This window comes from Streptomyces mexicanus (assembly GCF_902506575.1).
Taxonomy (GTDB): domain Bacteria; phylum Actinomycetota; class Actinomycetes; order Streptomycetales; family Streptomycetaceae; genus Streptomyces; species Streptomyces mexicanus.
Genome location: NZ_LR732544.1, coordinates 1,545,495 through 1,568,966 on the forward strand (window position 1 = coordinate 1,545,495; position 23,472 = coordinate 1,568,966).

The following is a 23,472-nucleotide window of genomic DNA, read 5'->3' on the forward strand; positions in this document are numbered from 1 at the left end:
ACACGTGTCAGGTGGCGTCAATCACCGTGGCGGTGGTTTCTTGACGGAGATTCAGCGGGGGAACGGTCCCGCGGGGCGGAGCCGCCGGTGCCGCTCCGGGGGTCACCTCGGGGGCGCCCCGGGGGCCTCAGGGGTGTCTCGGGTCCGCTCAGCGCAGTGCCGGACGGTCCAGCGTCAACGTGCCCGCCTCCGCGTCCAGTTCGGCCGCGACCCCGAACGGAAGCGTCAGCGCCCCCGCGCAGTGCCCGAAGCCGAACTGCTCCGCTACGGGCACCCCGAGTCCGCCGAGCCGGTCCGCGAGCAGCGCGCGGACCTCGTCGTAGGGGCCGCACTCCTCCCACGAGCCGAGCAGGACGCCGCGCACTCCGTCGAGCCGGCCCGCCCGCAGCAGCTGGGTCAGACAGCGGTCCAGGCGGTACGTCTCCTCGCCCACGTCCTCCAGGCACAGCAGCCCGCCGGCCGCCGAGGGCCGGGCGTGCGGGGTGCCGAGGTCGGCGGCGAGCAGGGAGAGGCAGCCGCCGAGCGTGACGCCGCGGGCGCGGCCCGGGACCAGGGCGGGGCCGCCGGAGGCGATCGTGCGGACCGTCTCGGGCGCGAACAGGGTCGCCTTCAGGTGCTCCTGCGCCCGCGCGTTCTTGACGAAGTCGATGCCCGCGACCATTGGGCCGTGCAGGGTGACCAGGCCCAGGCGGACGGCGAACGCCTCGTGCAGCGCGGTGATGTCGCTGAAGCCGACGAACACCTTCGGCCCGGCCGCGCGCATCGCCTCCCAGTCGAGCAGGTCCACCATCCGCTGCGCTCCGTATCCGCCGCGGGCGCACAGCACGGCGTCCACCGCCGGGTCGCACCACGCCCGTTGCAGGTCGGCGGCGCGGTCGGCGTCCGTCCCGGCCAGGTAGGCGAACGTGCCGTGCCGGTCGAGGACATGGGGGGCGACCACCGGGTCCAGGTCCCAGCCGCGCAGCACGTCCAGGCCGGCCTGCAGCCGTTCCTCGGGGATGGGCCCGCTGGGCGCGACGACGGCCACGCGGGCGCCGGGGGCGAGCCGCGCGGGGCGGACGAGTTCCTTCACGTGCCCAGCTCCAGGGTCGGGATGCCTGCCGTGTCCAGGCCGAACACCTGAGCGTACAGCGACAGCTCCGCCTCCAGGGCACGCACCATCGTCTCGGCCCGCCGGAACCCGTGCCCCTCGCCCTCGAAGGTGAGGTAGGCGTGCGGCACCCGCCGCCCCTGGAGCCGCCGCAGGAACCGTTCGCACTGCGCCGGCGGGCAGATCACGTCGTCCAGGCCCTGGAGCAGCAGGAAGGGCGCGGTGATCCGGTCGGCGTGCTCGGCGGGCGAGCGTTCGGCGTACCGCCCGGGCACCTCGGCGAGCGGTCCGACCAGGGACTCCAGGTAGCGGGACTCGAAGTCGTGGGTCTCCCCCGACGCCCAGGAGGTCAGGTCGAGGATCGGATAGAGGATCGTGCCGCAGGCGTAGACGTCGGTGCGGGTCAGGGACGCGGCCGTGGTCCAGCCGCCCGCGCTGCCGCCCCGGATCGCCAGCCGGTCGCGGTCGGCGCTGCCCTCCTCGGCGAGCGCGAGCGCGACGGCGGCGCAGTCCTCGACGTCGACGACGCCCCACTGCTCGCGCAGCCGGTTGCGGTAGGCGCGCCCGTACCCGGTCGAGCCGCCGTAGTCGACCTCGGCGACCCCGATGCCCCGGGAGGTGAAGTAGGCGATCTCGGTGTCCAGCACCAGCGGGGAGCGTCCGGTGGGGCCGCCGTGCGCCCACACGACGTACGGCGGCCGTTCGCCCGGCGGGGCCGCGCATCCCGGGTTGCGCGGCGGGTAGATGTGGGCGTGCACGTCGCGGCCGTCCGGGCCGGTGAAGGTGCGCACCCGCGGCTCGGGGTAGTACGCGGGGTCGACCGGGTCCTTGTGGGCGCGGCCGATCACCCGGGCGTGGCCGGTGCGCGTGTCCAGCTCGACGACCTCGTAGGAGCTGCTCGGGCTCGCGCCGACCGCCACGATCCGGTCGCCGTGGGCCGCGAGCGTGGCGTCGAACTCGCTCCAGGGACCGGCCGCGTCGACCACCTGGCCGGTCTGCGGGTCGAGTATGCCCAGCCGCAGCGCGCCCCGGCCGTGCAGCACGGCGATCAGTCCGCACTCGAGCGGGGCGAACCAGCGCTGCCCGAGTTTCCACAGCGGCCCGGCGAACTCCTCCTCGCGCCGGCACAGTAGCTCGCCGTCGCGGTACAGCTGCCACCAGCCGGCGCGGTCGCTCGCGTACAGCAGGGAGCCGTCGGCGGCCCAGTCGACCTGCGCGACGGACTCCTCGGGGCCGCCGGCGACGGTGCGGGGCGCGACGAGCCGGCCGTCGTCGTCCACGTCGGCCACCACGACCTCGGTGCCGTCCCACGGCATCCGCGGGTGGTCCCAGGCCAGCCAGGCCGCGCGCCGCCCGTCGGGCGACAGGCGGGGGCCGGTGACGAACCGGTGCCGTTCGGCGGTCAGTTCGCGTACGGCCGTGCGGTCCTGGGCGGCCGAGCCGTCCAGCGGCACGGCGGCCGCGACCCGCCGTACGTCCGAGGGCCCCGGCCCGGTGAACTCCTCCAGCACGCACCAGACTTCGCCGCGGTCGGCGCGCAGCTGCGGCTCCGCCCAGCGCAGTCCGCCGCCCACCGGGGACAAGGGGGTGAGCGGGCGCGGCTCGCCGCCCGGCTCGACGCGGTAGAGCCGCTGGTCGGCGAAGTTCACGAACACCACCAGCGCTGCGCCGTCCTGGACGGTGCCCGCCCAGGGGCGGCCGCCGTACTCGATGACGCGGCTGCGCACGTTCCACGGCGCCGGCAGCACGGACTCCTCCGTGCCCTCGGCGGTGCGCCGCACCAGCGCCCGCCGGCCGCCCTCGGCGGGCCGTGGTTCGGTCCACCACACCTCGTCGCCGACGAATCCGACGTACTCCGGTCTGCCGTCGTGCGCGGCGGCGAGCGCCGCATCGATCGGTGACGGCCAGGACCCGTACGGCAGGACCTGCGTGTCCCCCAGGTGCTCATGACCCAGGTGCTCACGACCCATGTGCTCTCCCTCCCCCATGGTGTTCAGGCGGACCGCAGGAAGCGGTCCAGGACGCGGACGCCGAAGTGCAGCGCCTCGACGGGGACGCGCTCGTCCACGCCGTGGAACAGGTGGTGGTAGTCGAACCCCTCGGGCAGCTTCAGCGGTGAGAACCCGTAGCCGGTGATCCCGAGCCGGGAGAACTGCTTGGCGTCGGTGCCGCCCGCCATGCAGTACGGCACCACGTGTCCCTCGGGCGCGAACTCCTTGACGGCGGCCCGCATCGCCGCGAACGTCGGCGAGTCGACGGGCGCGGCGAGGGCCACCTCGTGGTGCTCGAACTCCCAGTCCACGTCCGGGCCGGTCAGCCGGTCGAGGGTGGCGCGGAACTCCTCCTCGCCGCCGGGCAGGTAGCGCCCGTCGACGTGGGCGACGGCCTCCCCCGGAATCACGTTGATCTTGTAACCGGCCTCGAACATGGTCGGGTTGGCGCTGTTGCGCACGGTGGCCTCGACCAGTCCCGCGGCCGGGCCGAGCTTGTCCAGCAGGGCGTCCACGTTCCCGAGGTCGGCCTCGACGCCGTGGATCCGGGCCAGTTCGGTCAGGGCGGCGCTGACCGTCGGGGTCAGGCGCAGCGGCCACTCGTGGGCGCCGATCCGGGCGACGGCGGCGGCCAGCCGGGTGACCGCGTTCTCCTTGTTGACCCGGGAGCCGTGGCCGGCCCGGCCGCGGGCGGTCAGCCGCAGCCAGGCGGTGCCGCGCTCCCCGGCCGCGATGGGGTAGATCCGGCGGCCGGCGCCGTCGTGGAAGGTGAAGGCGCCGGACTCGCTGATGCCCTCGGTGCAGCCCTCGAACAGCTCCGGGTGCCGGTCGGCGAGGAAACCGGAGCCGTCCTCGGCGCTGGCCTCCTCGTCCGCGGTGAACGCGATCACCACGTCCCGGCGCGGCCGCAGGTCCTGGCGGGCCCAGGCGCGCACCACGGCGAGGATCATCGCGTCCATGTTCTTCATGTCGACCGCGCCCCGGCCCCACACCACGCCGTCGCGGACCTCGCCGGAGAAGGGGTGCACGCTCCAGTCCTCGGCGCGCGCGGGCACCACGTCCAGGTGACCGTGGACGAGCAGCGCCGGCGCGGACGGATCGCTGCCCTCCACCCGGGCGACCACGTTGGTCCGGCCCGAAACGCGTTCCAGCAGCAGCGGCTCCAGGCCCGCGCCGGCCAGCCGTTCGGCGGCGTACTCGGCGGCCGGGCGCTCGCGGCAGTCGCCGCCGCCCCGGTTGGTGGTGTCGATCCGGATCAGGTCGGAGGTGAAGGCCACGACCTCCTCGAGTGCCTGTGCGTCAGCCATACTGCTCCTCCACGGCGGCCGAGGCGATCGTGGTGACCGCCTTGAAGGTACGGATGCCCTCGTACATGGTGGGGCTGGTGTAGGCCACCTTGCGCTCCCCGGTCCGGGCCACGCCGGGCACCACGGTGGCGGCCATCGCCAGGTGCTCGGCGTCGAACTCCAGCGCGATGGTGAACGGCCCGCCCTCGGCGGGCTCGTGACGAACGGCCAGCGTGGCGGCCTCCTTGGCGGCGGCGCGGATGTCGGCGGCGGTGCGGGCCGGCGTGCGGCACACGGCCGCGTACCTCGAGACGTGGTCCTTCACCGCGACCTTCAGCGCCTCGGGCGCGTAGCCGAGGGCGTCCTCGCAGGCCACGTCGTCACCGGTGACCAGGACGACCGGCACGCCGAACTCCGCCGCCACATGCGCGTTGAGCAGCCCCTCGCTGGCCCGTACGTCGTTCAGCCACACCCCGGTGATGGAGTTGGCGAGATACGTGTGGGCCAGGACGCCCTCCATGCCGGCGCCCGCGTGGTAGCCGACGAACGCGACGCCGTCGACGTCGCCGTGCTGCACCCCCTCCACCATGGACAGCGACTTGTGCCGCCCGGTGAGCATCTGCGCCCGCTCGTCCAGCTCTTCGAGCAGCAGGTTGCGCATGGTCCAGTGGGCCTCGTTGATGAGGACCTCGTCGGCGCCCCCGTCGAAGAAGCCCAGCACGGCGGCGTTGACGTCCGAGGTGAACATCGAGCGGCACCGCTCCCACTGCGGTGTCCCCGGCAGCACGTCCGCCGGCCAGGTGACCCCGGTGGCGCCTTCCATGTCGGCGCTGATGAGGATCTTCATGCTGCGCCACGTTACGCGCCGGGCGCTCGGCCCGCCACGAAGCCGGCGACACGATCCTCGATCGCCGTGCCGGCCGGCCCTACACCGCCTGCTGGGAGGCCGCCGCGGCCGGGCGGAGGTCGTCGAGCGTGAGCGGGTGCGACGGGGGCTCGGGCAGGACGACACGGCGGCTGGTGTGCAGGCCGGGGCCCACGTGAAGCAGTTCGCCCGGTTCCATCGGCCGCCAGGCGGGGTTGTCGTCCATGCGCTCGCTGGCGACCACGACGGCGGGGTGGGCGGCCAGATCGGCGGAGTGCACGCGCATCCGGCCCTCGCTGCCGCTGTGGTCGAGGTGCCGGGTGCCGTGCTGCCCGCCCGCCGGGCGCTGGAGCACGTACAGCTCGTGGGTCGCGGGGTAGCGCAGCGCCCACAGCCCGGCGGGGGTGGTCAGGACGAGGTTGAGGGCGTAGACGGGCAGGTTGTGGGCGATCCACCGCGCGGCGTGCTCGATGCCGGCGCCGACGTCACCGCCGTGGGCCCGGATCTCCCGGGTGACGAGGGCGAAGAACCGCTCGGAGTCGGTGTCGCCCGCGACCAGGGACCGGTCCTCGCCCAGGTGCGCGTCCAGCCGGTCGAGGCCCTCGATGACGCCGTTGTGCGCGAACAGCCGTCCCTCCTGGGCGAAGGGGTGGGTGTTGCGGGGCTGGAGGGAGCCCGTGGAGGCGAAGCGCACATGGGCGAGGAACGTGCTGGACTCCACCTGCCGGGCCTCCTCGGCGAAGGCCCGGTCCCGGAAGGCGGCGACCGGGGCCTTGTCGACGCGCGGGGTGCCGTCGGCGGCGAAGTAGCCGAGCCCCGTCCCGTCGGGGTCGTGGTGGCTCTGGCGGCTGAGGCTGTCGGGGGCGTCCAGCAGCCAGAAGGTGGCGCGGGTGCGCCGGGGGGCGCTGCTCAGGCCGAACAGGCGGCACATCGGACCCCTCCTGATCAGTGACGGCCGGGGCGGCGCGGGTTCTTGGTCTCCACGCCGTGTGCGAAGCCGCCGGCGTCGTCGGCGCCGCGGTGCGGTTCAGGCTGTCCCTGGAGCCGGGGCAGGGTGCGGCGCAGGTCCTCCAGGAGCAGGTCGGCCAGGTCGTGGCTGAAGCCGTTGCGGACCACGATGCGCAGGACGGCCAGGTCGGTGCGGTTCTTGGGGAAGGTGTAGGCGGGCACCAGCCAGCCGCGCTCGCGCAGCGCGGCGGAGACGTCGAAGACGCTGAAGCGGTCGATGCCCTCGCGTACCCGGAAGGCGAACACCGGGATCTGGCTGCCGTCGGTGATCAGCTCGAACGGGCCCAGCTTTGCGATCTCGGCGGCCAGCCGGGTGGCGACGTCGCGGCAGGTCTGCTGCACCCGCCGGTAGCCGTCGAAGCCCAGACGCAGGAAGGTGTAGTACTGGGCGACGACCTGGGCGCCGGGGCGGGAGAAGTTCAGCGCGAAGGTCGGCATGTCGCCGCCGAGGTAGTTGACGTGGAAGACCAGGTCGTCCGGGAGGGCGTCCTTGTCCCGCCACAGCGCCCAGCCGACGCCGGGCATGACCAGCCCGTACTTGTGGCCGGAGGTGTTGATGGAGGCGACCCGCGGCAGCCGGAAGTCCCACTCCAGGTCCGGATCGAGGAAGGGCGCGATCATCCCGCCGGAGGCGGCGTCGACGTGCAGGGGGATGTCCAGGCCGGTACGGGCCTGCAGGTCGTCCAGGGCCGCGGCGATGCCGGCGACGGGCTCGTAGCTGCCGTCGAAGGTGGAGCCGAGCACGGCGACGACCCCGATGGTGTTCTCGTCGCACAGCTCGACCGCCTTCTCGGGGGTGAGGTGGTAGCGGTCGCCCTCCATCGGCACATAGCGCGGCTCGACCTCGAAGTAGTCGGCGAACTTGTCCCAGCAGATCTGCACGTTGATGCCCATGACCAGGTTGGGCCGGTCGGTGGGCTTGCCCTCGGCGCGGCGGCGGTGCTGCCAGCGCCGTTTGAGCGCCAGTCCGCCGAGCATCGCCGCCTCGCTGGATCCGGTGGTCGAGCAGCCGGTCGCGTGCCGCGGGTCCTCGGCGTGCCAGAGCCGGGCGAGCATGTGGACGCACCGGGTCTCGAGTTCCGCGGTCTGCGGATACTCGTCCTTGTCGATCATGTTCTTCTCGGCGCACTCGTCCATGAGGCGCCGGGCCTGCGGTTCGGCCCAGGTGGAGACGAACGTGGCGAGGTTCTGCCGGGCGTTGCCGTCCAGCATCAGCTCGTCGTGGACGATCTGGTAGGCGGTGTCCGGATCCATCTCGCGCTCCGGCAGCGCGTACCGGGGGACCTGGAGGGGTTCCCGGCTGAAGATCGGGTTGACCTCCAGGTCCCGGCTGCGACCGTGCTGTTCACGAGGGTGCCTGACCGTCATGTGCTCCGCCTTCGCTGTGTCGTCGCCTGTCGAGGGGCCGTGTGCGGATCGATCGAGTCCCCCCGGCAGGCGGCCGACGCGTCCGGCATGCGCTCGGCCGGCACCCCCCAGGTCGTTCAGCGCTCCAGGTCGTTCAGCGCTCCAGGAAGTCGAACAGCTCCTCCCATCGGCGGGTGATGGCGTCCGGGTCGAAGCGCCGCACATTGCTCAGGGCCCGCTCCCCGAAGGCGTCGCGCAGCTGCTCGTCGGACATCAACCGCACCAGGTGGCGGGCGAGTTCGGAGGTGTTGCCGGGACGGGCCAGCAGTCCGTCCTCCTCGTGGGTGACGATCTCGCGGACCCCGGGCGCGCAGTCGAACGCCACGCACGGCACGCCGCAGGCCATCGCTTCGAGCAGGACCAGCGGGAAGCCCTCGCCGCGGGAGGACTGCACGAAGACGGAGGACGCGCGCAGCGCGCCGGGGACGTCGTCGGTCTGCCCGGCGAAGTCCACCGAGTCCTCGAGGCCCAGTTCGGCGCAGCGCTGCCTCAGCTCCGCCTCGGCCTCGCCGCGGCCGTAGATGCGCAGGGTCCAGCCGGGCTGCTGCGGCGCCACCTCGGCCCAGGCGTCCAGCAGCATGTCGACGCCCTTCTCGTGGGAGAGCCGGCCGATGCTCGCCACGACCTTCTCCGAGCGCGGTGAGGGGGTGCCGGGCGGGATGGGCAGCGGGTTCGGCATGAAACCGACGTTGTTCATGCCCTCGCCCACCCAGCGGTCGGCGTCCTCCTGGGTGAGGGCCAGCAGCCGGTCGACATCCTGGTAGTACTTCTTCACCCGCTGGAACCGGGACGTCTTGCGGCAGGTGTCGAAGGACTCGTGGGTCATGCCGATGACCCGGTGCCCGGCGGTGTCCGCGAGCGCCACCCACTCCATCGCCCACACCTGCGGAACGACGATCACCGCGCCGGGCCGGGCGGCGCGGAAGAGCGCGGTGAGCCGTTCGGCGGCCTGGCGCATGTGCGCCTCGTGGCGGCGGACGGCCGGGTCGATCCGGCCGACCAGGCGGCGGGGCCGCGGCCGGGACGGCGGGCGGCGGGCGTAGAGGGTCACGGTCTCGAACGGGGGCCGCTCACCGAGGTCCATGGGGTGGTGGGGCGGGGCGATGCCGACGACGGTGACCCGGTGGCCGCGGCCGGCCAGCAGGGTGGCCAGCTGGATCTGCCAGCGGCCCACGCCGCCGAGTTCGTTGACCTCGTTGGCCACGAAGAAGATGTCGCGCTGGGTCATCGGGCCTCTCCCGTGGTGCCGAAGAAACGGTCCACGATCTGCGCCGCGGCATTCCCGCGGTCGTACTCACCGTACTTGTCCACGAACTCCTTCAGCCGCGCCTCGTAGGTCGTGCGCAGCGTGCCGAGGTCGGCGAGCGCGTCGAAGAACTCCTGCGCGGTCCGCGGCACCGGGCCCGGTGCCTCGGCGAGCAGGTCGAAGTAGGTGCCCCGGGTGTCCTGGGCGTACTCCTCCCAGTCGTGGGCGAAGAACACGATCGGGCGGTGCAGCAGGGCGTAGTCGAACATCACCGAGGAATAGTCGGTGATCAGGGCGTCGGCGAGCAGCATGAGGGGGGTGATGTCCGGCTCGGCGCTGACGTCGATCACCCGCCCGGCCACCGACGGGGGCAGGGTGAGCCGGTTCAGGTAGTGGGCGCGCACCAGCAGGGTGTACCGGTCGCCGAAGCGGGTCGCGAACTCCTCCACGTCGAAGGGGAACTCGAAGTCGCGGACGCGGCCGTCGGGGCGGGCGCGGAACGTGGGCGCGTAGAGCAGCACCTGACGGTCGGGGGCCAGGCCGAGGCGTTCGGCGAGCCGCTGCGCCTCGGGGTCGGGTGTGCCCTGTGTGGCCCGGACCAGGGCGTCGTTGCGCGGGTAGCCGGTGCGCAGCAGCTTGTGCTCGGGGATGCGGTAGGCGCGGGCCAGGGTGCGCACGTCGTGCTCGCTGCGGACCACGAAGTGGTCGAAGCGGTCCAGCGCCTGCTGGTAGGCGCGCTGCTCCGGCTCGGACAGCATCCGCAGACCCGGCTCGTCGAAGCCCATCCGCTTCAGCGCGGAGCCGTGCCAGGTCTGGATGTACGTCGTCTCCGGGCGCTTCGCCAGGCGCAGCGGGTAGCCCTGGTTGTCGATCCAGAACTCGGCCTGCGCGAGGGCCCTGAGGTAACGCCAGGACCAGCGGCGCACCAGCTGCACGTCCTTCGGGAAGCCCTCGGGGCGCTGCCCGGCGTAGGACCAGATCGCGGTGATGGGTGTGCCGCGGCGGCGCAGTTCCTCGTAGAGGGCGCGGGGGCTGTCGCTGTACTGCTTGCCCAGGTGGCTCTCGAAGACGACGGTGCCCTTGCGGACGGGCAGCCGGGTCAGCATGCGCTCGTAGACCTGCAGCTTGCGGGTGCCGGAGTTCAGCTCGCGGCGCACGGCGCGCAGTGTGCGGTAGGCGCCCTTGGCGGCGCGCGCCGGGCGGCTGTGCAGGTTGCGCTCCACGGCGGCGCGGCCGGTGCGGGCGAGCTGCCCGTGCTGGGTGAGCCGGAAGGCGAGGTGTCCCTTGGCGGACACCTGGGCCTCGAGGCGGTCGGCCATCAGCCGGGTCAGCCGGGGCCGGACCGGCACGTCCTCGACGTCTTCGAGGTCGACGGTGCCGACGGTGAGCCGGCTGGTGGTGCGCTTGCCGTCCGCGGTCAGGTGCAGCCGTACGTCCCACACGTCGTCGACGATGCCGAGCGGGCGGAGCTTGCGGGCCAGCGGGACCTGGGCCCGCCAGGCGATGGTGTCGCCCTGGTGGCGGGGGGCGGGCACGGGGAAGCGGAAGGTCTGCAGGCTGCGGCGGCGGGCCCGGAACTCCAGCTCGGCGGTGAGGTTCGCGTCGTCGGCGATGGTGTGCAGCGGGTTGACGACCTCGCCGGCGAGCACCACGTCGCCGCCGCGCACCGTGTACTCGGTGAGCCGGTTGCGCAGGAACATCTGGTTCAGCTGCTTGGCGTGGTAGCCGAGGGTGGTGACGTCCAGGACGGAGCGCATCTCCGGGTCGTCGAGGTAGCGGTCGGTCCAGTAGATCCGGCCGTCCCGCTCGACCAGCGGCGCGGAGATCTTGTTCCGGTTGATCAGGGTGTCGATGGCCGGCATCAGGTCGGTCCAGTCCTCGCGCAGCAGCAGCTGGGCGCAGATGGCGTGGACCCGGTCGAGTTCGGCGTAGGCGGCGTCGGAGAAGGTCTGGACGTAGGGGCGGGCCAGCTCGGCGAAGCGGTGCCGGTAGTCGTCGTCGAGGAACGGCAGTTCCCGGAAGTACAGCACGAGGTCGTGCTTGAGGAACTTGATGTCCTTGCGCAGCTTCAGCTCGTCCTCGCCCCGCTGCTGGAGCAGGGCGTCGATCCGGCGGTGGATCTCGACCCGGTCCGCGAAGTTCCTGATCTCGCCGCGCCGGTTGCTGATCGACTTGGTCGCGCTCTTCTGGACGACGTTCCAGAAGTAGACCGTGTTGGGGATGAGCGTGATGCGGCGGGCGGCCAGGTAGGCCTGGGCGGAGAAGAGCAGGTCCTCGTAGTGGATGCCCCGGGGGAAGGTGAGGTCGTTGTCGAGGAGGAAGTCGCGCCGGTAGCACTTGTTGGTCGACAGAGTGTCGAAGACGAACAGGTCCGGCAGCTCGGCGACGGACTCCAGGGTGCGGGTGGAGCGGTACAGCCAGGGGTACCACAGCACCCGCTTGCCGTGCCTGCTGTCGGTGTGGACCCGGACGCACAGACCGGAGACGAGGTCGGCGCCGGTGCGGTCACCGGCCTCCACCATGTTGCGGCAGGCGTTCGGCTCCAGCGTGTCGTCGCTGTCCAGGAACATCACGTACCGGCCGCGGGCCACCTTCACGCCCTGGTTGCGGGGCTCACCGCAGCCGCCGCTGTTCTCCGGCAGGCGGATCGCGCGGACCTTGCCGGGATGGGCCGCGGCGAGCGCCTGCGCGACCTCGTAGGAGCCGTCCGTCGAGCAGTCGTCGGCGATGATCACCTCGACATTGCGCAGACTTTGCTCAAGAACGGAACCGACCGCCGTCGCAAGTCGGTCCTCGTCGTTGTAGACGATGACGACAACACTGACGTCCGGCTCGGGCGCGACGCTCGACACGGCCACCTCTCGTCTCTGTCGGTGCGGCGGAGTGGACGTAACCCTACAGGCTGTAAGGGAAGCGACCGCCCCCGCCCTCGCCAAAACTACGTCAATGCGACAATACGCCGCGCTCCTGACACGCAGGCCGCCCCGCCCGCCGGGGGCCGGGCACGCCGGGGCCCGCACGCGTGGGCAGCCGCCGCGTCCGGCGCCGACCCGCTCGTCCTCGCACCCGCAAACTACCGGCCCGGCCTGTGCGGCTCATGGGCAGGGGCCCAGGGGTCGTGCCGGACTCCCGCGCCCCGGCGCGGGCCGGGCCGACCGGTCCGGGCTCCTGCGGACAGGACGGGGCGGGACACGCCGGTACGCATGCCCCGCCCGGGCCGGCTCACTCCTCGTGGCCGGGTCGGTCCTCGTGCGCGGATCGGTCCGCGTGGCCGGTCAGTCCTCGTGGCCGAGCTGGAGGTCGCGTTCCGTGCGCCCGCCGCCCGCCACCTGCAGCACCGTGGCGACCGGCGGGGAGCCGGCCGCGATCACCGTGTCCTCCCCGGAGGACAGGTCCACGAACCGGAACGTTCCGTCGGGGCGGGTGGTGAGGGTGTCGACGACGTTGCCGGCCGCGTCGAGCAGGGTCACGCGCGCGCCCTCGACGGGCCGCCCGCCGCTGGCCCGGACGGTGCCGCGCAGTACGGCGCCGCCCGCGAGCTCCACGTCCTGGCGGGTCTCCCGCGAGGCCTGGACGCTGACCGGGAGCGCGGCCGGGCGGAAGGCGGGCGCGCTGGCGGCGAGGGTGTACTCGCCGGCGACCAGCTCGGTGATGACGTAGCCGCCCTCGCGTCCGCTGCGGGTGCTGGCCACCACTTCCCCGTGCACGTTGGTCAGGGTGACGGTGGCGTCCCGTACGGGGCTGCCGTCCGCGGTGCACACGGTGCCCGCGAGGCGTCCGGCGCCGCCGAGGACGACGTCGAGTTCCACGGGGCGCTCGCCGACGGTCACGGACACCGCCTGCGGCTGGTGCCCGCCGGCCGCCGCGATCAGGACGTACGACCCGGCGCCCGGCGTGGACAGCGCGTACCGGCCGTCCTCGCCGCTCGCGCCGCGCCCGATCTGCTGTCCGGCGACGTCGATCAGGGTGAGCGCCGCGCGCGGCACGACGGTCCCGTCCGCGTGCTGCACCGTGCCGCACACGGGCACGCCGGCCGGGTAGGGCGAACGGGCCTGCGGCACGGCGGTGTTGAGCGGAGCGGACTCCGTCTCGTGGGCGGGTGCTGCGGCGGGGGTGTTGTGGGACACCAGAGGTTTCTCCTTGAGGAAGAAGGCGATGAGCAGGCCGAGGACGAGCACCGGCACCAGGTAGAGGAAGATCCGCGGCATGGCGTCGGCGTACGCCTGGATGTAGGCGTCGCGCAGGGCCGGCGGCAGCGTGTGCACCACCTGCGGGGTGATCGACTCGGGGTCGGGCAGGCCGGCCCCCGCGCGGGCGGGGAGGCGGTCGCGCAGGGCGTCGGCGAGCCGGTCGGCGAACAGGGTGCCGAAGACGGCGGCGCCGACGCTGCCGCCGATCTGGCGGAAGTAGTTGTTGGCGCTGGTCGCCGTGCCGAGGTCGGCGGGGCGCACGGAGTTCTGCACGGCCAGCACCAGCACCGGCATGACCAGGCCGATGCCGGCGCCGAGCACGGCCATCCAGACGCTGTACTCCAGCCGGGAGGTGTCCACCTCCAGGCGGGAGAGCAGCCACATGCCGACGGCGGAGAGGGCGCTGCCCAGCAGCGGGTAGATCCGGTAGCGGCCGGTGTGGCTGATGAGCTGCCCGGAGATGATCGAGGCGCCGACGACGCCGCCCATCATGGGCAGCATCAGCAGCCCGGACTCGGTGGCCGAGGCGCCGTCGACCATCTGCAGGAAGGTGGGCAGGTAGCTGGCCGCGCCGAACAGTGCCACGCCGACGACCAGGCCGACCAGGCCGCTGATGTTGAACACGGAGTCGCAAAACAGGCGCAGCGGGATGAGCGGCTCGGCGGCGAAGCGTTCGGCGAGGAGGAACAGCGCCGCGGCCACGACGGCGCCCGCGCCCAGGCCCAGGATGACGCCGGAGCCCCAGGCGTACTCGGTGCCGCCCCAGCTGGTCAGCAGCACCAGGCAGGTGGAGGCGGCGGCGAGCAGGGTGGCGCCGAGGATGTCGAAGCGCGCCCGGGCCCGCTGCTTGGGCAGCTTGAGCACGACGGCGACCACGGCGAGGGTGACCAGCCCGAAGGGGACGTTGATGTAGAAGCACCAGCGCCAGGACAGGTGGTCGGTGAAGTATCCGCCGAGCAGGGGTCCGGCGACCGAGGCGAGCCCGAAGGCGGCGCCGATCAGCCCCATGAACCGGCCGCGCTCCCGGGGCGGCACGATGTCCGCGATGATCGCCTGGACGCCGATCATCAGGCCGCCCGCGCCGATGCCCTGCACGGCCCGGAAGGCGATCATCTGGTCCATGGTCTGCGCCCGGCCGGCCAGCGCGGAGCCGAGGACGAAGACGAGGATGGCGAACTGGAAGACGCCCTTGCGGCCGATCAGGTCGCCGAGCTTGCCGTAGACCGGCAGTCCGACGGTGGCGGTGAGCAGGTAGGCGGTGATCGCCCAGGACATCTTGTCCAGGCCGTGCAGCTCGCCGACCACCTTGGGCAGCGCGGTGGCGACGATCATCTGGTCCAGCGCGGCCAGCAGCAGGGCGAGCATCAGCCCGAAGAAGACCAGCCGCACCCGCCGGGGGCTGAGGGGCGGGGCGGCGGCCGGCGCCGCGGCACGGGTCTCGGAAGGCGCGCCAGGGGTCTCCGGTGGCGCCGCGACCGGTTCGTCCTGCACCAGAGTGATCCCGCCCACGTACGTACCTCTCCCTCGTCGTACCCGTCGCGCGGTTTCTGCGCGTAATGCGACAACTACGAGCGGGCACGCGGAGTTACGGCACAGGGCAGAGCCGTGGGGAGATCACTCGAACCGGTGAGGGGTCAACGCGGGCGAGGATGAGGTGAGTTGACCCGTGGCGCCGCGCGGGAGGGCGCCACGGGACGCGCGCGGGAGGCTACTTCTCGACCTCGGCGGCGAGCTTGGCCAGCATCGCGTCGTAGATCCGGGCCAGGCCCTTGGGGGCGAACGTCTTCTCGAAGAAGCCGCCGATGCCGCCGGCGCCCTTCCAGGTGGTGGTGACCACGACCCGGGACCGGCCCTCGCCGGCGGGGGTGACGCGCCAGGTGGTGACCATGGAGGAGTTGCGGTCCTTCTCGACCAGCTCGCCGTCGGTGGGCTCGCTGACCTCCATGAGGCAGTCGCGGATCCGCTTGCTGGTGGCCTGCAGCTTCCAGTGCACGACGGTGCCCTCGCCGTCGCCACCCTCGCGCACCTCGTACTCGCTGAAGTGCTCGGGCAGCAGCCGCTCACGGGTGCCGCTGTAGTCGGCGAGGGCATCGAACACCTTCTCCGCGTCCGCCGCGACGACCCGCTCCGTAGTGGCCTCGACCTGCGCCATGGTTCCTCCAGGACATCCGTTCTCGGGGTTCGGTCAAGCCAACCACCCCGCCGCCCGGCCCCCCAAATCGGGGTCCGGCAAGCGATCGAAGGTCCCTCAGGCGCGGTCGCGATGAGCACCCGAACGGTCGCCCGCACGATCAAGGGAACATGTGTTCTATTCTGGGCCCAGTGCTACCGAGGAGGCGTCATGCGCTGGGACAACCTCACGGCCGGCCCGGACCACCGCCGGGCCGACGACGCCGCGCTGTTCGGCGCGGACGCGGTCACCACCCGCACCTTCGACACACCCGAGTTCCGCGGGATCACCTTCCACGAGATCCGGGCCCGCTCGATCATCAACCGGGTGCCGGGCGCCTCCCGCATGCCCTTCGAGTGGACGGTCAACCCCTACCGGGGCTGCACGCACGCGTGCGTGTACTGCTTCGCCCGCAAGACGCACAGCTACCTCGACCTCGACACCGGCATCGGCTTCGACACCCAGATCGTGGTCAAGGTGAACGCGCCGGACCTGCTGCGCCGCCAGCTGGCCTCGCCCCGCTGGCAGGGCGAGCACATCGCGATGGGCACGAACGTCGACTGCTACCAGCGCGCCGAGGGCCGCTACCGCCTGATGCCGGGCATCATCGCCGCGCTGCGCGACCGCGCCAACCCGTTCTCGATCCTGACCAAGGGCACGTTGATCCTGCGCGACCTGGACCTGCTCACGCAGGCGGCACAGGTCACCGACGTGGGCATCTCCGTCTCCGTCGGCTTCACCGACGCCGAGCTGTGGCGGACCGTGGAGCCGGGCACGCCCGCGCCGGAGCGCCGTCTGGACGTGGTGCGCGCCCTGGGCGAGCACGGCATCGGCTGCGGGGTGCTGATGGCGCCGGTGATCCCCTTCCTCAGCGACCAGCCGGACCGGTTGCGGGCCACCGTCCGGGCGATCGCGGCGGCCGGAGCGACCTCCGTCACCCCGCTGACCCTGCACCTGCGCCCCGGCGCCCGCGAGTGGTTCATGACCTGGCTCGCCCGGCACCACCCGCACCTCGTCCCCCGCTACGAGCGCCTGTACGCCGACGGCGCCTACGCCCCCACCTGGTACCAGCGCCGCATCACGCGCCAGGTCCACGAACTGGCCCAGGAGTACGGCATCGGCCCCGCACGGGCGGGCGCGGCCCGGCGCGTCCGTCCGCCGGAGCCGACGCCGCCCCGGGCGCCGCAGCCACCGCAGGCGCCGGAGCCGGTCCAGCTCTCGCTGCTGTGAGGGCGCGCGGCGGCGCCCCCGCGCGGGGACGGAGCTCGCGCGGCGGCGCCCCGGCGCCGGGCCGCCGATGCGGGGCCGCCCGTCAGGCGAGGTCCGCCTCCGAGGGGACGACGACCCCGTACAGGTCGGTGATGGTCGCCAGCGCGCCCAGGTGCATCCGGCGGGCGTCCACCTCCGTGTCCCCGACCGAGAGCGGACGGGTGGCGCAGGCGTCGGCCACGACGGTGGCGCGGTTGCCGCGCAGGAAGGCTCCCTGGGCGGTGTAGGCGACGCACATGTGCGTCATGAACCCGGCGAGGATCAGGTCCTCGCGGCCGGCCTCGTCGACGTACCGGCCCAGGTCGGTGCCGTGGAAGGCGTCGGGGGCCTGCTTGACGACGACGGTCTCGCCGTCGGCCGGGGCGACGCTCGGGTGGATCCGGCCGATCTCGGCGCGGATGTCGTACGGGCTGCCCTCGCCGCCGTCGTGCATGACGTGGATGACCTTCGTGCCCGCCCGGCGGGCCCGGTCCAGGAGCCGGGCGGCCGCGTCGAGCGCCTCGCGCCAGCCCTCCAGCTCCAGCACGCCGGTGGTGTAGGTGTTCTGGTAGTCGATCAGGACCAGCGTCGCGTCGGCGAGCTTGGCCGGCGTGTCGTCGAGGCCGCTGAGCCGGCGCAGCGTCGTCGCGGGCATGGGTACCCCCCTGAGGGTCGTGGTCGTGGGAACGCGGTGCACCGGTTGCGGTGCCCTGCGCCTACGACGCTACGGCCGGCCCACCATGTCGGCAATGTCGTGTGAGCCGCAGAAACCGACATCGCCTATCCTGCGGAACGCGACATCACCGTCGCCGAGTGGGGGGCTGCGCACATGGTCGAACGGCTGATCGTCCTCGTGCTCTTCGAGGGGGTCGACCTCCTCGACGTCACCGGACCGCCCGAGGTGTTCTCCCTCGCGCGGCGCGAGACGGAGGAGGCGGCGGGCTACGACGTGGTCCTCGCCGCCGAGGACACCGCTGCCGTCACCACGGCCGCCGGGGTGCGCGTCCTGCCCGACGTCACCTTCGACGAGCTGTCCACCCGGCAGATCGACACCCTCGTCGTCCCCGGCGCGGTCGAGGTGGACGGCGAGCGCCGCGTGCACCCGCGCACCGACCCGGCGGTGGTGCGGCGGGTGAAGGAGCTGGCCGCCCGCACCCGCCGGGTCACCTCCGTGTGCGTCGGGGCACACGTCCTGGCCGCCGCCGGGCTCCTCGACGGCAAGCGCGCCACCACCCACTGGTCGACCGCCCGGCAGCTCGCCGCCGACCATCCGGCGGTGGAGGTGGACGCCGACCCGATCTTCGTCCGGGCGGGCAACGTGTGGACCGGCGCGGGCATCAGCGCCTGCCTCGACCTCTCGCTCGCCCTCGTCGCCGACGACCTCGGTGAGGACGTCGCGCTGCGGGTCGCGCGGCAGCTGGTGATGTACCTCAAACGGCCGGGCGGGCAGAGCCAGTTCAGCGTCCCGCTGGAGCAGGTCTGCACGACCCGGCGCGTCGAGGACCTGCGCCACCACATCCTGCGCCACCTGCGCGAGCCGCTCACGGTGGCGGACCTCGCCGCCCACGCCCACGTCAGCGACCGGCAGCTCACCCGCATCTTCAAGAGCGAGCTGGGCACCACCCCGCACGCCTACATCGAGTCGGTCCGTGTCGAACGGGCACGCCACCTGCTCGAATCGAGCGACGACACGCTCGAACGGGTGGCCTCCACGTGCGGGTTCGGCACGGTGGACACCCTGGTCAGGGCGTTCCGCCGCAGGCTGGAGACGACGCCGGCGGAGTACCGGCGCCGGTTCCGGACGGCCCCGCACGCCGGGTAGCAGCCGCGTCGTTCGGGGGCATCGGGCGGCCCGATCGGGTCAACAATCGCCGGCTCGCGCCCCTGTACGGGTCCTTTCAGGAACGATGCGGCAAGGGCCGCCGGATCCGGCGGTCCGTCACCTCCCTGTCCTGGAGGATCCATGAGAAAACGCGCTGCCGTGCTGTGCGGCGCCGCCGTCGTCGTGGCCGGCTGCGTCACCGCCGCACCCGCCGCCGCCCGTGCGCCGCGCCCCGCGCCCGCCGCGCCCGTCACCGCGGTCGGCTGGAAGAAGTGCGGCACCGCGGACCATCCCACCCTGCAGTGCGGATCGGTGCGGGTGCCGCTCGACCACACTCGTCCCTCCGGGAAGAAGATCACGCTGGCGCTCACCCGCGTCCCGCACACGGGGCGGGCCTATCAGGGGCCGCTGCTGGTCAACCCCGGCGGGCCCGGCGGCAGCGGGCTCACGCTCGCCGGGTTCGTCGCCTCCTCGCTGCCCAAGGCGGTCGCGGCCCAGTACGACGTGATCGGCTTCGACCCGCGCGGCGTGGGCAGGAGCGAGCCGGTGCTGGACTGCGCGCCGGGCCACTTCGAGCCGGTACGGCCGGACTCGGTGCCCGCCACCACCGCGCTGGAGCAGGCGAACCTGACCCGCGCGCGCTCCTACGCCGCCGCCTGCGGCACGAAGTACGCGGATGTGCTGCCGTACATCGACACGATGGACGTGGCGCGGGACATGGACTCCATCCGCCAGGCCCTCGGCGCCCGGCAGATCAGCTACTTCGGGTACTCCTACGGCACCTACCTGGGTGCCGTGTACGCCAAGCTCTTCCCCGAGCGGGTGCGCCGCCTGGTGCTGGACTCCGTCGTCGACCCGACCGGCATCTGGTACGACGACAACCTGCGGCAGGACTACGCCTTCGACGACCGCCACCGCGCCTTCATGGCCTGGATCGCCCGGTACGACACGACCTACCGGCTGGGCAGCGATCCGGCGCGCGTCGAGGCGCAGTGGTACGCGATGCGGGCGGCACTCGCCCGCAAGCCCGCGGGCGGCAAGGTCGGCGCCTCCGAACTGGAGGACACCTTCATCCCGGCCGGCTACTACGACGGCTACTGGCCCGCCCTCGCCAAGGCGTTCGCGGCCTACGTCCACGACAAGCAGACCGCCCCCCTGGTCGCGGCGTACGAGGACCTGGGCGCGGTCGACTCCGCCGACGGCAACGGCTACAGCGTCTACACGTCGGTGCAGTGCGGCGACACCGCCTGGCCGCGCGACTGGTGGCGCTGGCGCGAGGACACCTGGGCGGTGTACGCCAAGGCGCCCTTCATGGCCTGGAACAACGCCTGGTACAACGCGCCCTGCGCCTTCTGGCCGGCCTCCGCCAAGCGGCAGCCGCTGAACGTCGCCAACGGCAAGCTGCCCCCGGTGCTGCTGTTCCAGGCGACCGACGACGCGGCCACCCCCTACGAGGGCGGCGTGACGGTGCACCGGCTGCTGGCGGGCTCCAGCCTGGTCGTCGAGCAGGGCGGCGGCAACCACGGCGTGACGCTGAGCGGCAACGCCTGCCTGGACCGGTACCTGACGGACTATCTGGCCGACGGCACGGTGCCGCGCGGCCACATCGGCGCGGCGAACGCGGTGTGCGAGAAGACACCCGAACCGGAGCCCGTGAAGCCGAGGTCCGCGGCGTCCTCACCGGACTCGCCCGAACCCTCGGGCACGTCCCGCGGCTCGCTCCTGCACCGCCTGGTCGGCTTCCGCGGCTGAGCCCGGGGCCGGGCGGGGGGTCGTCGGGTCGGTCCGGTCCGTCTTCCCGGGCGCGGTCCGGGGCCGCCGGTCCACTCCTCCGGGGTGCCGCCCGGCTCAGAACGCGTCCGACTCGTCATCCGCCTGCCCTCGTGCCCGGCTCAGATACGGCATGACCCGCTCGGCCAACTCGTCCCGCGAGGCGCCCTCAAGGCCCGCCGCGCCGGTCAGGTAGATCGCGTTCAGCAGCTGGTCCGTGGCCAGTTCGCCCTCCGTGCCGCGGCTGAGGAAGCGGTCGATCAGGGCGCGGGCGTACCCGTCGATCTCGCCCAGGTGGGCGCGGACGATGGCCTCCAGGTGGGCGTCGCGCGGCCGGCGCAGCTCCAGGCGGACGCAGCGGCGCAGGAAGGCGGGCGGGAACTCCCGCTCGCCGTTGCTGGTGAGCACCACGAACGGGAACGCCCGGCAGCGCACCCGGCCCCGGGAGAGCGGCACCCGGTCGTCGGTGCCGTCGACCATCACGTGCGCGGTCGGGGTGTGGCGGGCGGCGCGGACCAGTTCGGGGATCTCGTACTGGCCCTCCTCCAGCACGTTCAGCAGGTCGTTGGGCAGGTCCAGGTCGCTCTTGTCGATCTCGTCGACGAGCAGGGCGCGCGGCCGGGCGTAGGGGAGCAGCGCGGTGCCGAGCGGGCCGAGCCGCAGATGGTCCTCCAGGTCGCCGTCCGCGCGCAGGTCCCGGGCGGTGGCCCGGCCGGCGGCGTACAGGCGGGAGAGCGGGTCGTACTGGTAGAGGCCGTCGCGCAGGGTGGTGCGGCTGGTGATGTTCCAGCGCAGCACCGGGCCGAGGCGCAGCTCCCGGGCCACCGCGTACGCCAGGGACGACTTGCCGCTGCCGGGCGGCCCGGTCACCAGCAGCGGGCGGCGCAGGTACAGGGCGGCGTTGACGAGCTGGACGGTCTCGTCGTCGGGCCGGTAGGCGCGGGCGCGGTGGCTGCGGTCGGGGGAGGTGGCCGCCCGGTCGGCGGTGTCGGCCGGGGTGGGCAGCACGGGGCCGCCGTCGAAGTCCCGCCAGGGCGGCGGTGCGGGCAGCCGGACGATGCCGTCGTGGGGCTCGCTCGTGCCGGTGTACACGGGCCACAGGGGCATGCGCGCGTTCTCCAGGGGGTCGTGGTCGCTCATCCGACGGGCGAGTGCTGGTAGGCGACGGGGTCGGGCAGGCACCGCGGGTCCTCCCACAGCAGTGCCAGATCGTGCGCCCAGTGCGGTTCGGGGCCGTCGGAGGCGTACGCCTCCTGCCGTAACCCGTGGACGAACGAGGGAAGTTCGCCCGGCGGCAGGTCCGCCAGGTGCGCGGTCAGGCGGTCCAGGAACGCCCGGCCCCGGCAGTCCGTGTGCGACGGCCCGCCGCGGCAGCCGGAGCGCGGCCAGATCAGCACCGGTACGGGGGCGTTCAGGCTCGCGGCGAACAGCCGGCGGCCGGCGTCGGTGCGCGGCGGGATGCCGAAGCCGACGATGTCGGCGCCGCCGCTGCGCAGCCCGACGGTCAGCTTCGTGGGGTCCTGGCCGAGCGCGTCGCAGCGGACCTGGTGCAGCCGCCCCTTGTCCCGGGTGTCCAGGCGCCGCCACTGCTGCGTCAGCTTGCGCTGGAGCATGCCGCTGCGCCGCCGTTCCAGGTCCAGGACGACGACCGGCGCGAACGAGCCGAGCGGGCTGTCGTCGTCGGCACTGCGGGCCCAGCGCGCCACGTCGGTGTTGAGCCAGCGGCGGGGCAGTACGAACGCGATCAGCTCGCGGGCGGCCGGATCGAGGGCGTAGAACGCCTCGTCGATGCGCTCCAGCGCGTAGCCGCGCACACGGCCGGCCGGCAGGGTGCGCGAGCCCACCAGGCGGCGGTGGCGGCCGTTGTAGACGGAGACCTCGACCAGGAACCGGTCGTCGCCGGACCCGCTCGGCGCGATCTCCACCAGGATGGGCGCCCACGCGGGCCGTTCGGCGGGGCGGGGCCCCGGGCGGGTGTCCGGGCCGGAGTGCGGCCACGACCGCAGCGCGTACCGGGTGGGCGCGGCGGCGGCGAAGTCGGCCAGGCGGGCGGTGAACCGGCGCACGGCCGCCCCGTCGGGCACCTCCGACAGCAGGTACCAGGCGGCGTCCCACAGCGAGCGGAAGCCGTGCGCGGGCACCGGCGGGCCGAGCGGGCCGACCGCGTCGCGGTACAACTGCTCGGGCCGGCACTCCAGGCGGTCCTGCCGGGCGACCGCCTCGACCAGGGCGCGCAGCCGTTCCTTGTCGTGCCGCTCGTACTCGGGCGTGGGGATCAGCGCGCCCAGCGGCGGCCAGTAGCGGGCCATGACGTGGGCGGGCAGCATCCGCCCGTTGCGCACGTCGGGTCGGCGTGCGGCCGCGGACACCATGCCGACCACCTGCCCGGTGTCGGCGAGCGTCACCGCGGCGCCGCTGAACCCGGGCGCGAGCGGCTGCCCGTGCCCGGCCCACGCCTCCAGCTGCACCCACTCCCCGGCGATCAACTGGTCGGCGGTGGCCCGGTACTCGGCGAGCGTGCCCTCGTCGTAGTGGTGCGGGAAACCGTAGGCGATCAGGCGGCGCGGCGGGTCGCCGTAGGCGTCGGACGGCGCGGCGAACTCGGCCGGTTTCAGCGGCACGGCACGGTCGAGTTCCAGGACGGCCAGGTCGCCGGGGTCGGTGTCGTGGCCCGCCCAGCCGCCGTGCCCGACCACGCGGGCGGTCAGCTCCCGCTCGGCGCCCCGCAGTTGCGCGAAGGTCACGTCGACGGCGGCCGACTCCGCGCGGTGCACGACGTGCGCGCAGGTCAGCACGTGCCGTTCGGTGACCAGGAAACCCGAGCCCGTGCGCGGCCCGCACCGGATCCTGGCGTGCCAGGCCGCACTGGTCATGACGCCGATGAGGTCTCCGCGGTGCCGCCGGACCGCCCGGGCGACCAGGACAGCTTGACCATCAGATGGCCCTCGACCGCGCTCTTGGCGATCAGGGCGCCCGCCTCCGCGGACAGCTTCACCCCGAACTCGATCTCCACCGCGTCCGGTCGCAGCGTGCCGTCCCGGAAGACCCGCAGCGCGGACTCGGCCGCCGCGCGGACCCCGTCGAGCGCGCCCTCGAAGGTGCGGGTCGCCTGCACCGCGCCGTCGTCGCCGCGCGCCACGAGGTGCGAGCCGGCCTCCTCGGACGCCGCTTCGACGGCGACCACGGCACCGTCACGGGTCTTGAACTCGACGATGTCTTCCATCCCGCTCCCGTCGCGCTGTCGCTGAGCCGCCCCAATGGTACGGAGGGTGCGGGTCCGGTGTCCCGCTTTCCGTGTTCCGTCCCGTGCGTCACCGGCGGGAACCCGCCATGGCAGCCATCCGCCACGTCCCGTCAACTCCCTTGCCGCGCAGGGCTC

The 23,472-nt window shown here is 73.4% G+C and carries 17 protein-coding genes; 3 read left to right on the top strand and 14 right to left on the bottom strand.

Features of this window, described 5'->3' with window-relative positions; all coding sequences use genetic code 11:
• Positions 1-148: 148 nt before the first annotated feature.
• The 10 genes from GV126_RS06995 to GV126_RS07040 all read right to left on the bottom strand — a co-directional run bounded on the left by GV126_RS06995 (position 149) and on the right by GV126_RS07040 (position 15,235).
• Entirely contained in the window at positions 149-1,072 is a 924-nt protein-coding gene (locus GV126_RS06995; protein ID WP_159663662.1) for a S66 peptidase family protein, read from the bottom strand.
• Positions 1,069-3,060, bottom strand: a complete 1,992-nt coding sequence (locus tag GV126_RS07000) for an LpqB family beta-propeller domain-containing protein (protein ID WP_236569908.1) — start codon at positions 3,058-3,060, stop codon at positions 1,069-1,071. The genes GV126_RS06995 and GV126_RS07000 overlap by 4 nt, the downstream gene beginning before the upstream one ends.
• Before the next feature lie 23 nt (positions 3,061-3,083).
• Positions 3,084-4,388, bottom strand: coding sequence for a M20/M25/M40 family metallo-hydrolase (locus GV126_RS07005; protein WP_159663666.1), 1,305 nt, complete (start codon positions 4,386-4,388; stop codon positions 3,084-3,086).
• Complete coding sequence (locus GV126_RS07010; RefSeq protein ID WP_159663668.1) at positions 4,381-5,214, bottom strand: M55 family metallopeptidase; 834 nt, start codon at positions 5,212-5,214, stop codon at positions 4,381-4,383. The genes GV126_RS07005 and GV126_RS07010 overlap by 8 nt, the downstream gene beginning before the upstream one ends.
• A 79-nt stretch (positions 5,215-5,293) precedes the next feature.
• Entirely contained in the window at positions 5,294-6,163 is an 870-nt protein-coding gene (locus tag GV126_RS07015) for a class II glutamine amidotransferase (RefSeq protein ID WP_159663670.1), read from the bottom strand.
• Between the two features lie 14 nt (positions 6,164-6,177).
• Positions 6,178-7,608 (bottom strand): glutamate decarboxylase, encoded by a 1,431-nt coding sequence (gad, locus tag GV126_RS07020; RefSeq protein WP_159663672.1) that lies wholly within the window; start codon positions 7,606-7,608, stop codon positions 6,178-6,180.
• 133 nt (positions 7,609-7,741) lie between these two features.
• Positions 7,742-8,875, bottom strand: a complete 1,134-nt coding sequence (locus tag GV126_RS07025) for a glycosyltransferase family 4 protein (protein WP_159663674.1) — start codon at positions 8,873-8,875, stop codon at positions 7,742-7,744.
• Entirely contained in the window at positions 8,872-11,745 is a 2,874-nt protein-coding gene (locus GV126_RS07030; protein ID WP_159663676.1) for a bifunctional glycosyltransferase/CDP-glycerol:glycerophosphate glycerophosphotransferase, read from the bottom strand. Before GV126_RS07030 ends, GV126_RS07025 begins: the two co-directional genes overlap by 4 nt.
• 423 nt (positions 11,746-12,168) lie before the next feature.
• Positions 12,169-14,592, bottom strand: a complete 2,424-nt coding sequence (locus tag GV126_RS07035) for an MFS transporter (protein ID WP_159663678.1) — start codon at positions 14,590-14,592, stop codon at positions 12,169-12,171.
• A 199-nt stretch (positions 14,593-14,791) separates the two neighbouring features.
• On the bottom strand, positions 14,792-15,235 hold the full coding sequence (locus GV126_RS07040; protein ID WP_028424613.1) for an SRPBCC family protein: 444 nt from the start codon (positions 15,233-15,235) through the stop codon (positions 14,792-14,794).
• Between the two features lie 189 nt (positions 15,236-15,424).
• Between GV126_RS07040 and GV126_RS07045 the strand changes: the two genes are divergently transcribed.
• Positions 15,425-16,483 (top strand): Rv2578c family radical SAM protein, encoded by a 1,059-nt coding sequence (locus GV126_RS07045; protein WP_159673401.1) that lies wholly within the window; start codon positions 15,425-15,427, stop codon positions 16,481-16,483.
• Positions 16,484-16,565: 82 nt separating this feature from the next.
• On the opposite strand, the gene GV126_RS07050 is transcribed toward GV126_RS07045, so the two are convergent.
• Positions 16,566-17,156: a cysteine hydrolase family protein gene (locus tag GV126_RS07050; protein ID WP_159663680.1), complete on the bottom strand. Its 591-nt coding sequence runs from the start codon at positions 17,154-17,156 to the stop codon at positions 16,566-16,568.
• Between the two features lie 174 nt (positions 17,157-17,330).
• On the opposite strand from GV126_RS07050, the gene GV126_RS07055 reads away from it, so the two are divergent.
• Both GV126_RS07055 and GV126_RS07060 read left to right on the top strand, forming a co-directional pair.
• Positions 17,331-18,323 carry a GlxA family transcriptional regulator gene (locus tag GV126_RS07055; protein WP_185947156.1) on the top strand — a complete coding sequence of 331 codons (993 nt, stop codon included), beginning with the start codon at positions 17,331-17,333 and terminating at the stop codon, positions 18,321-18,323.
• A 141-nt stretch (positions 18,324-18,464) separates the two neighbouring features.
• Complete coding sequence (locus GV126_RS07060) at positions 18,465-20,075, top strand: alpha/beta hydrolase (protein WP_159663682.1); 1,611 nt, start codon at positions 18,465-18,467, stop codon at positions 20,073-20,075.
• 96 nt (positions 20,076-20,171) lie between these two features.
• On the opposite strand, the gene GV126_RS07065 is transcribed toward GV126_RS07060, so the two are convergent.
• From GV126_RS07065 to GV126_RS07075, 3 genes are read right to left on the bottom strand one after another with little or no spacing between them, the layout of a single operon-like run.
• Positions 20,172-21,200, bottom strand: a complete 1,029-nt coding sequence (locus GV126_RS07065) for an AAA family ATPase (RefSeq protein ID WP_159673405.1) — start codon at positions 21,198-21,200, stop codon at positions 20,172-20,174.
• A gap of 29 nt (positions 21,201-21,229) precedes the next feature.
• The gene (locus GV126_RS07070; protein ID WP_159663684.1) at positions 21,230-22,966 is read right to left on the bottom strand and encodes a VMAP-C domain-containing protein; all 1,737 of its coding nucleotides are present in this window, start codon (positions 22,964-22,966) and stop codon (positions 21,230-21,232) included.
• Positions 22,963-23,316: a CU044_2847 family protein gene (locus GV126_RS07075; protein WP_159663686.1), complete on the bottom strand. Its 354-nt coding sequence runs from the start codon at positions 23,314-23,316 to the stop codon at positions 22,963-22,965. The genes GV126_RS07070 and GV126_RS07075 overlap by 4 nt, the downstream gene beginning before the upstream one ends.
• Between the last annotated feature and the right edge of the window lie 156 nt (positions 23,317-23,472).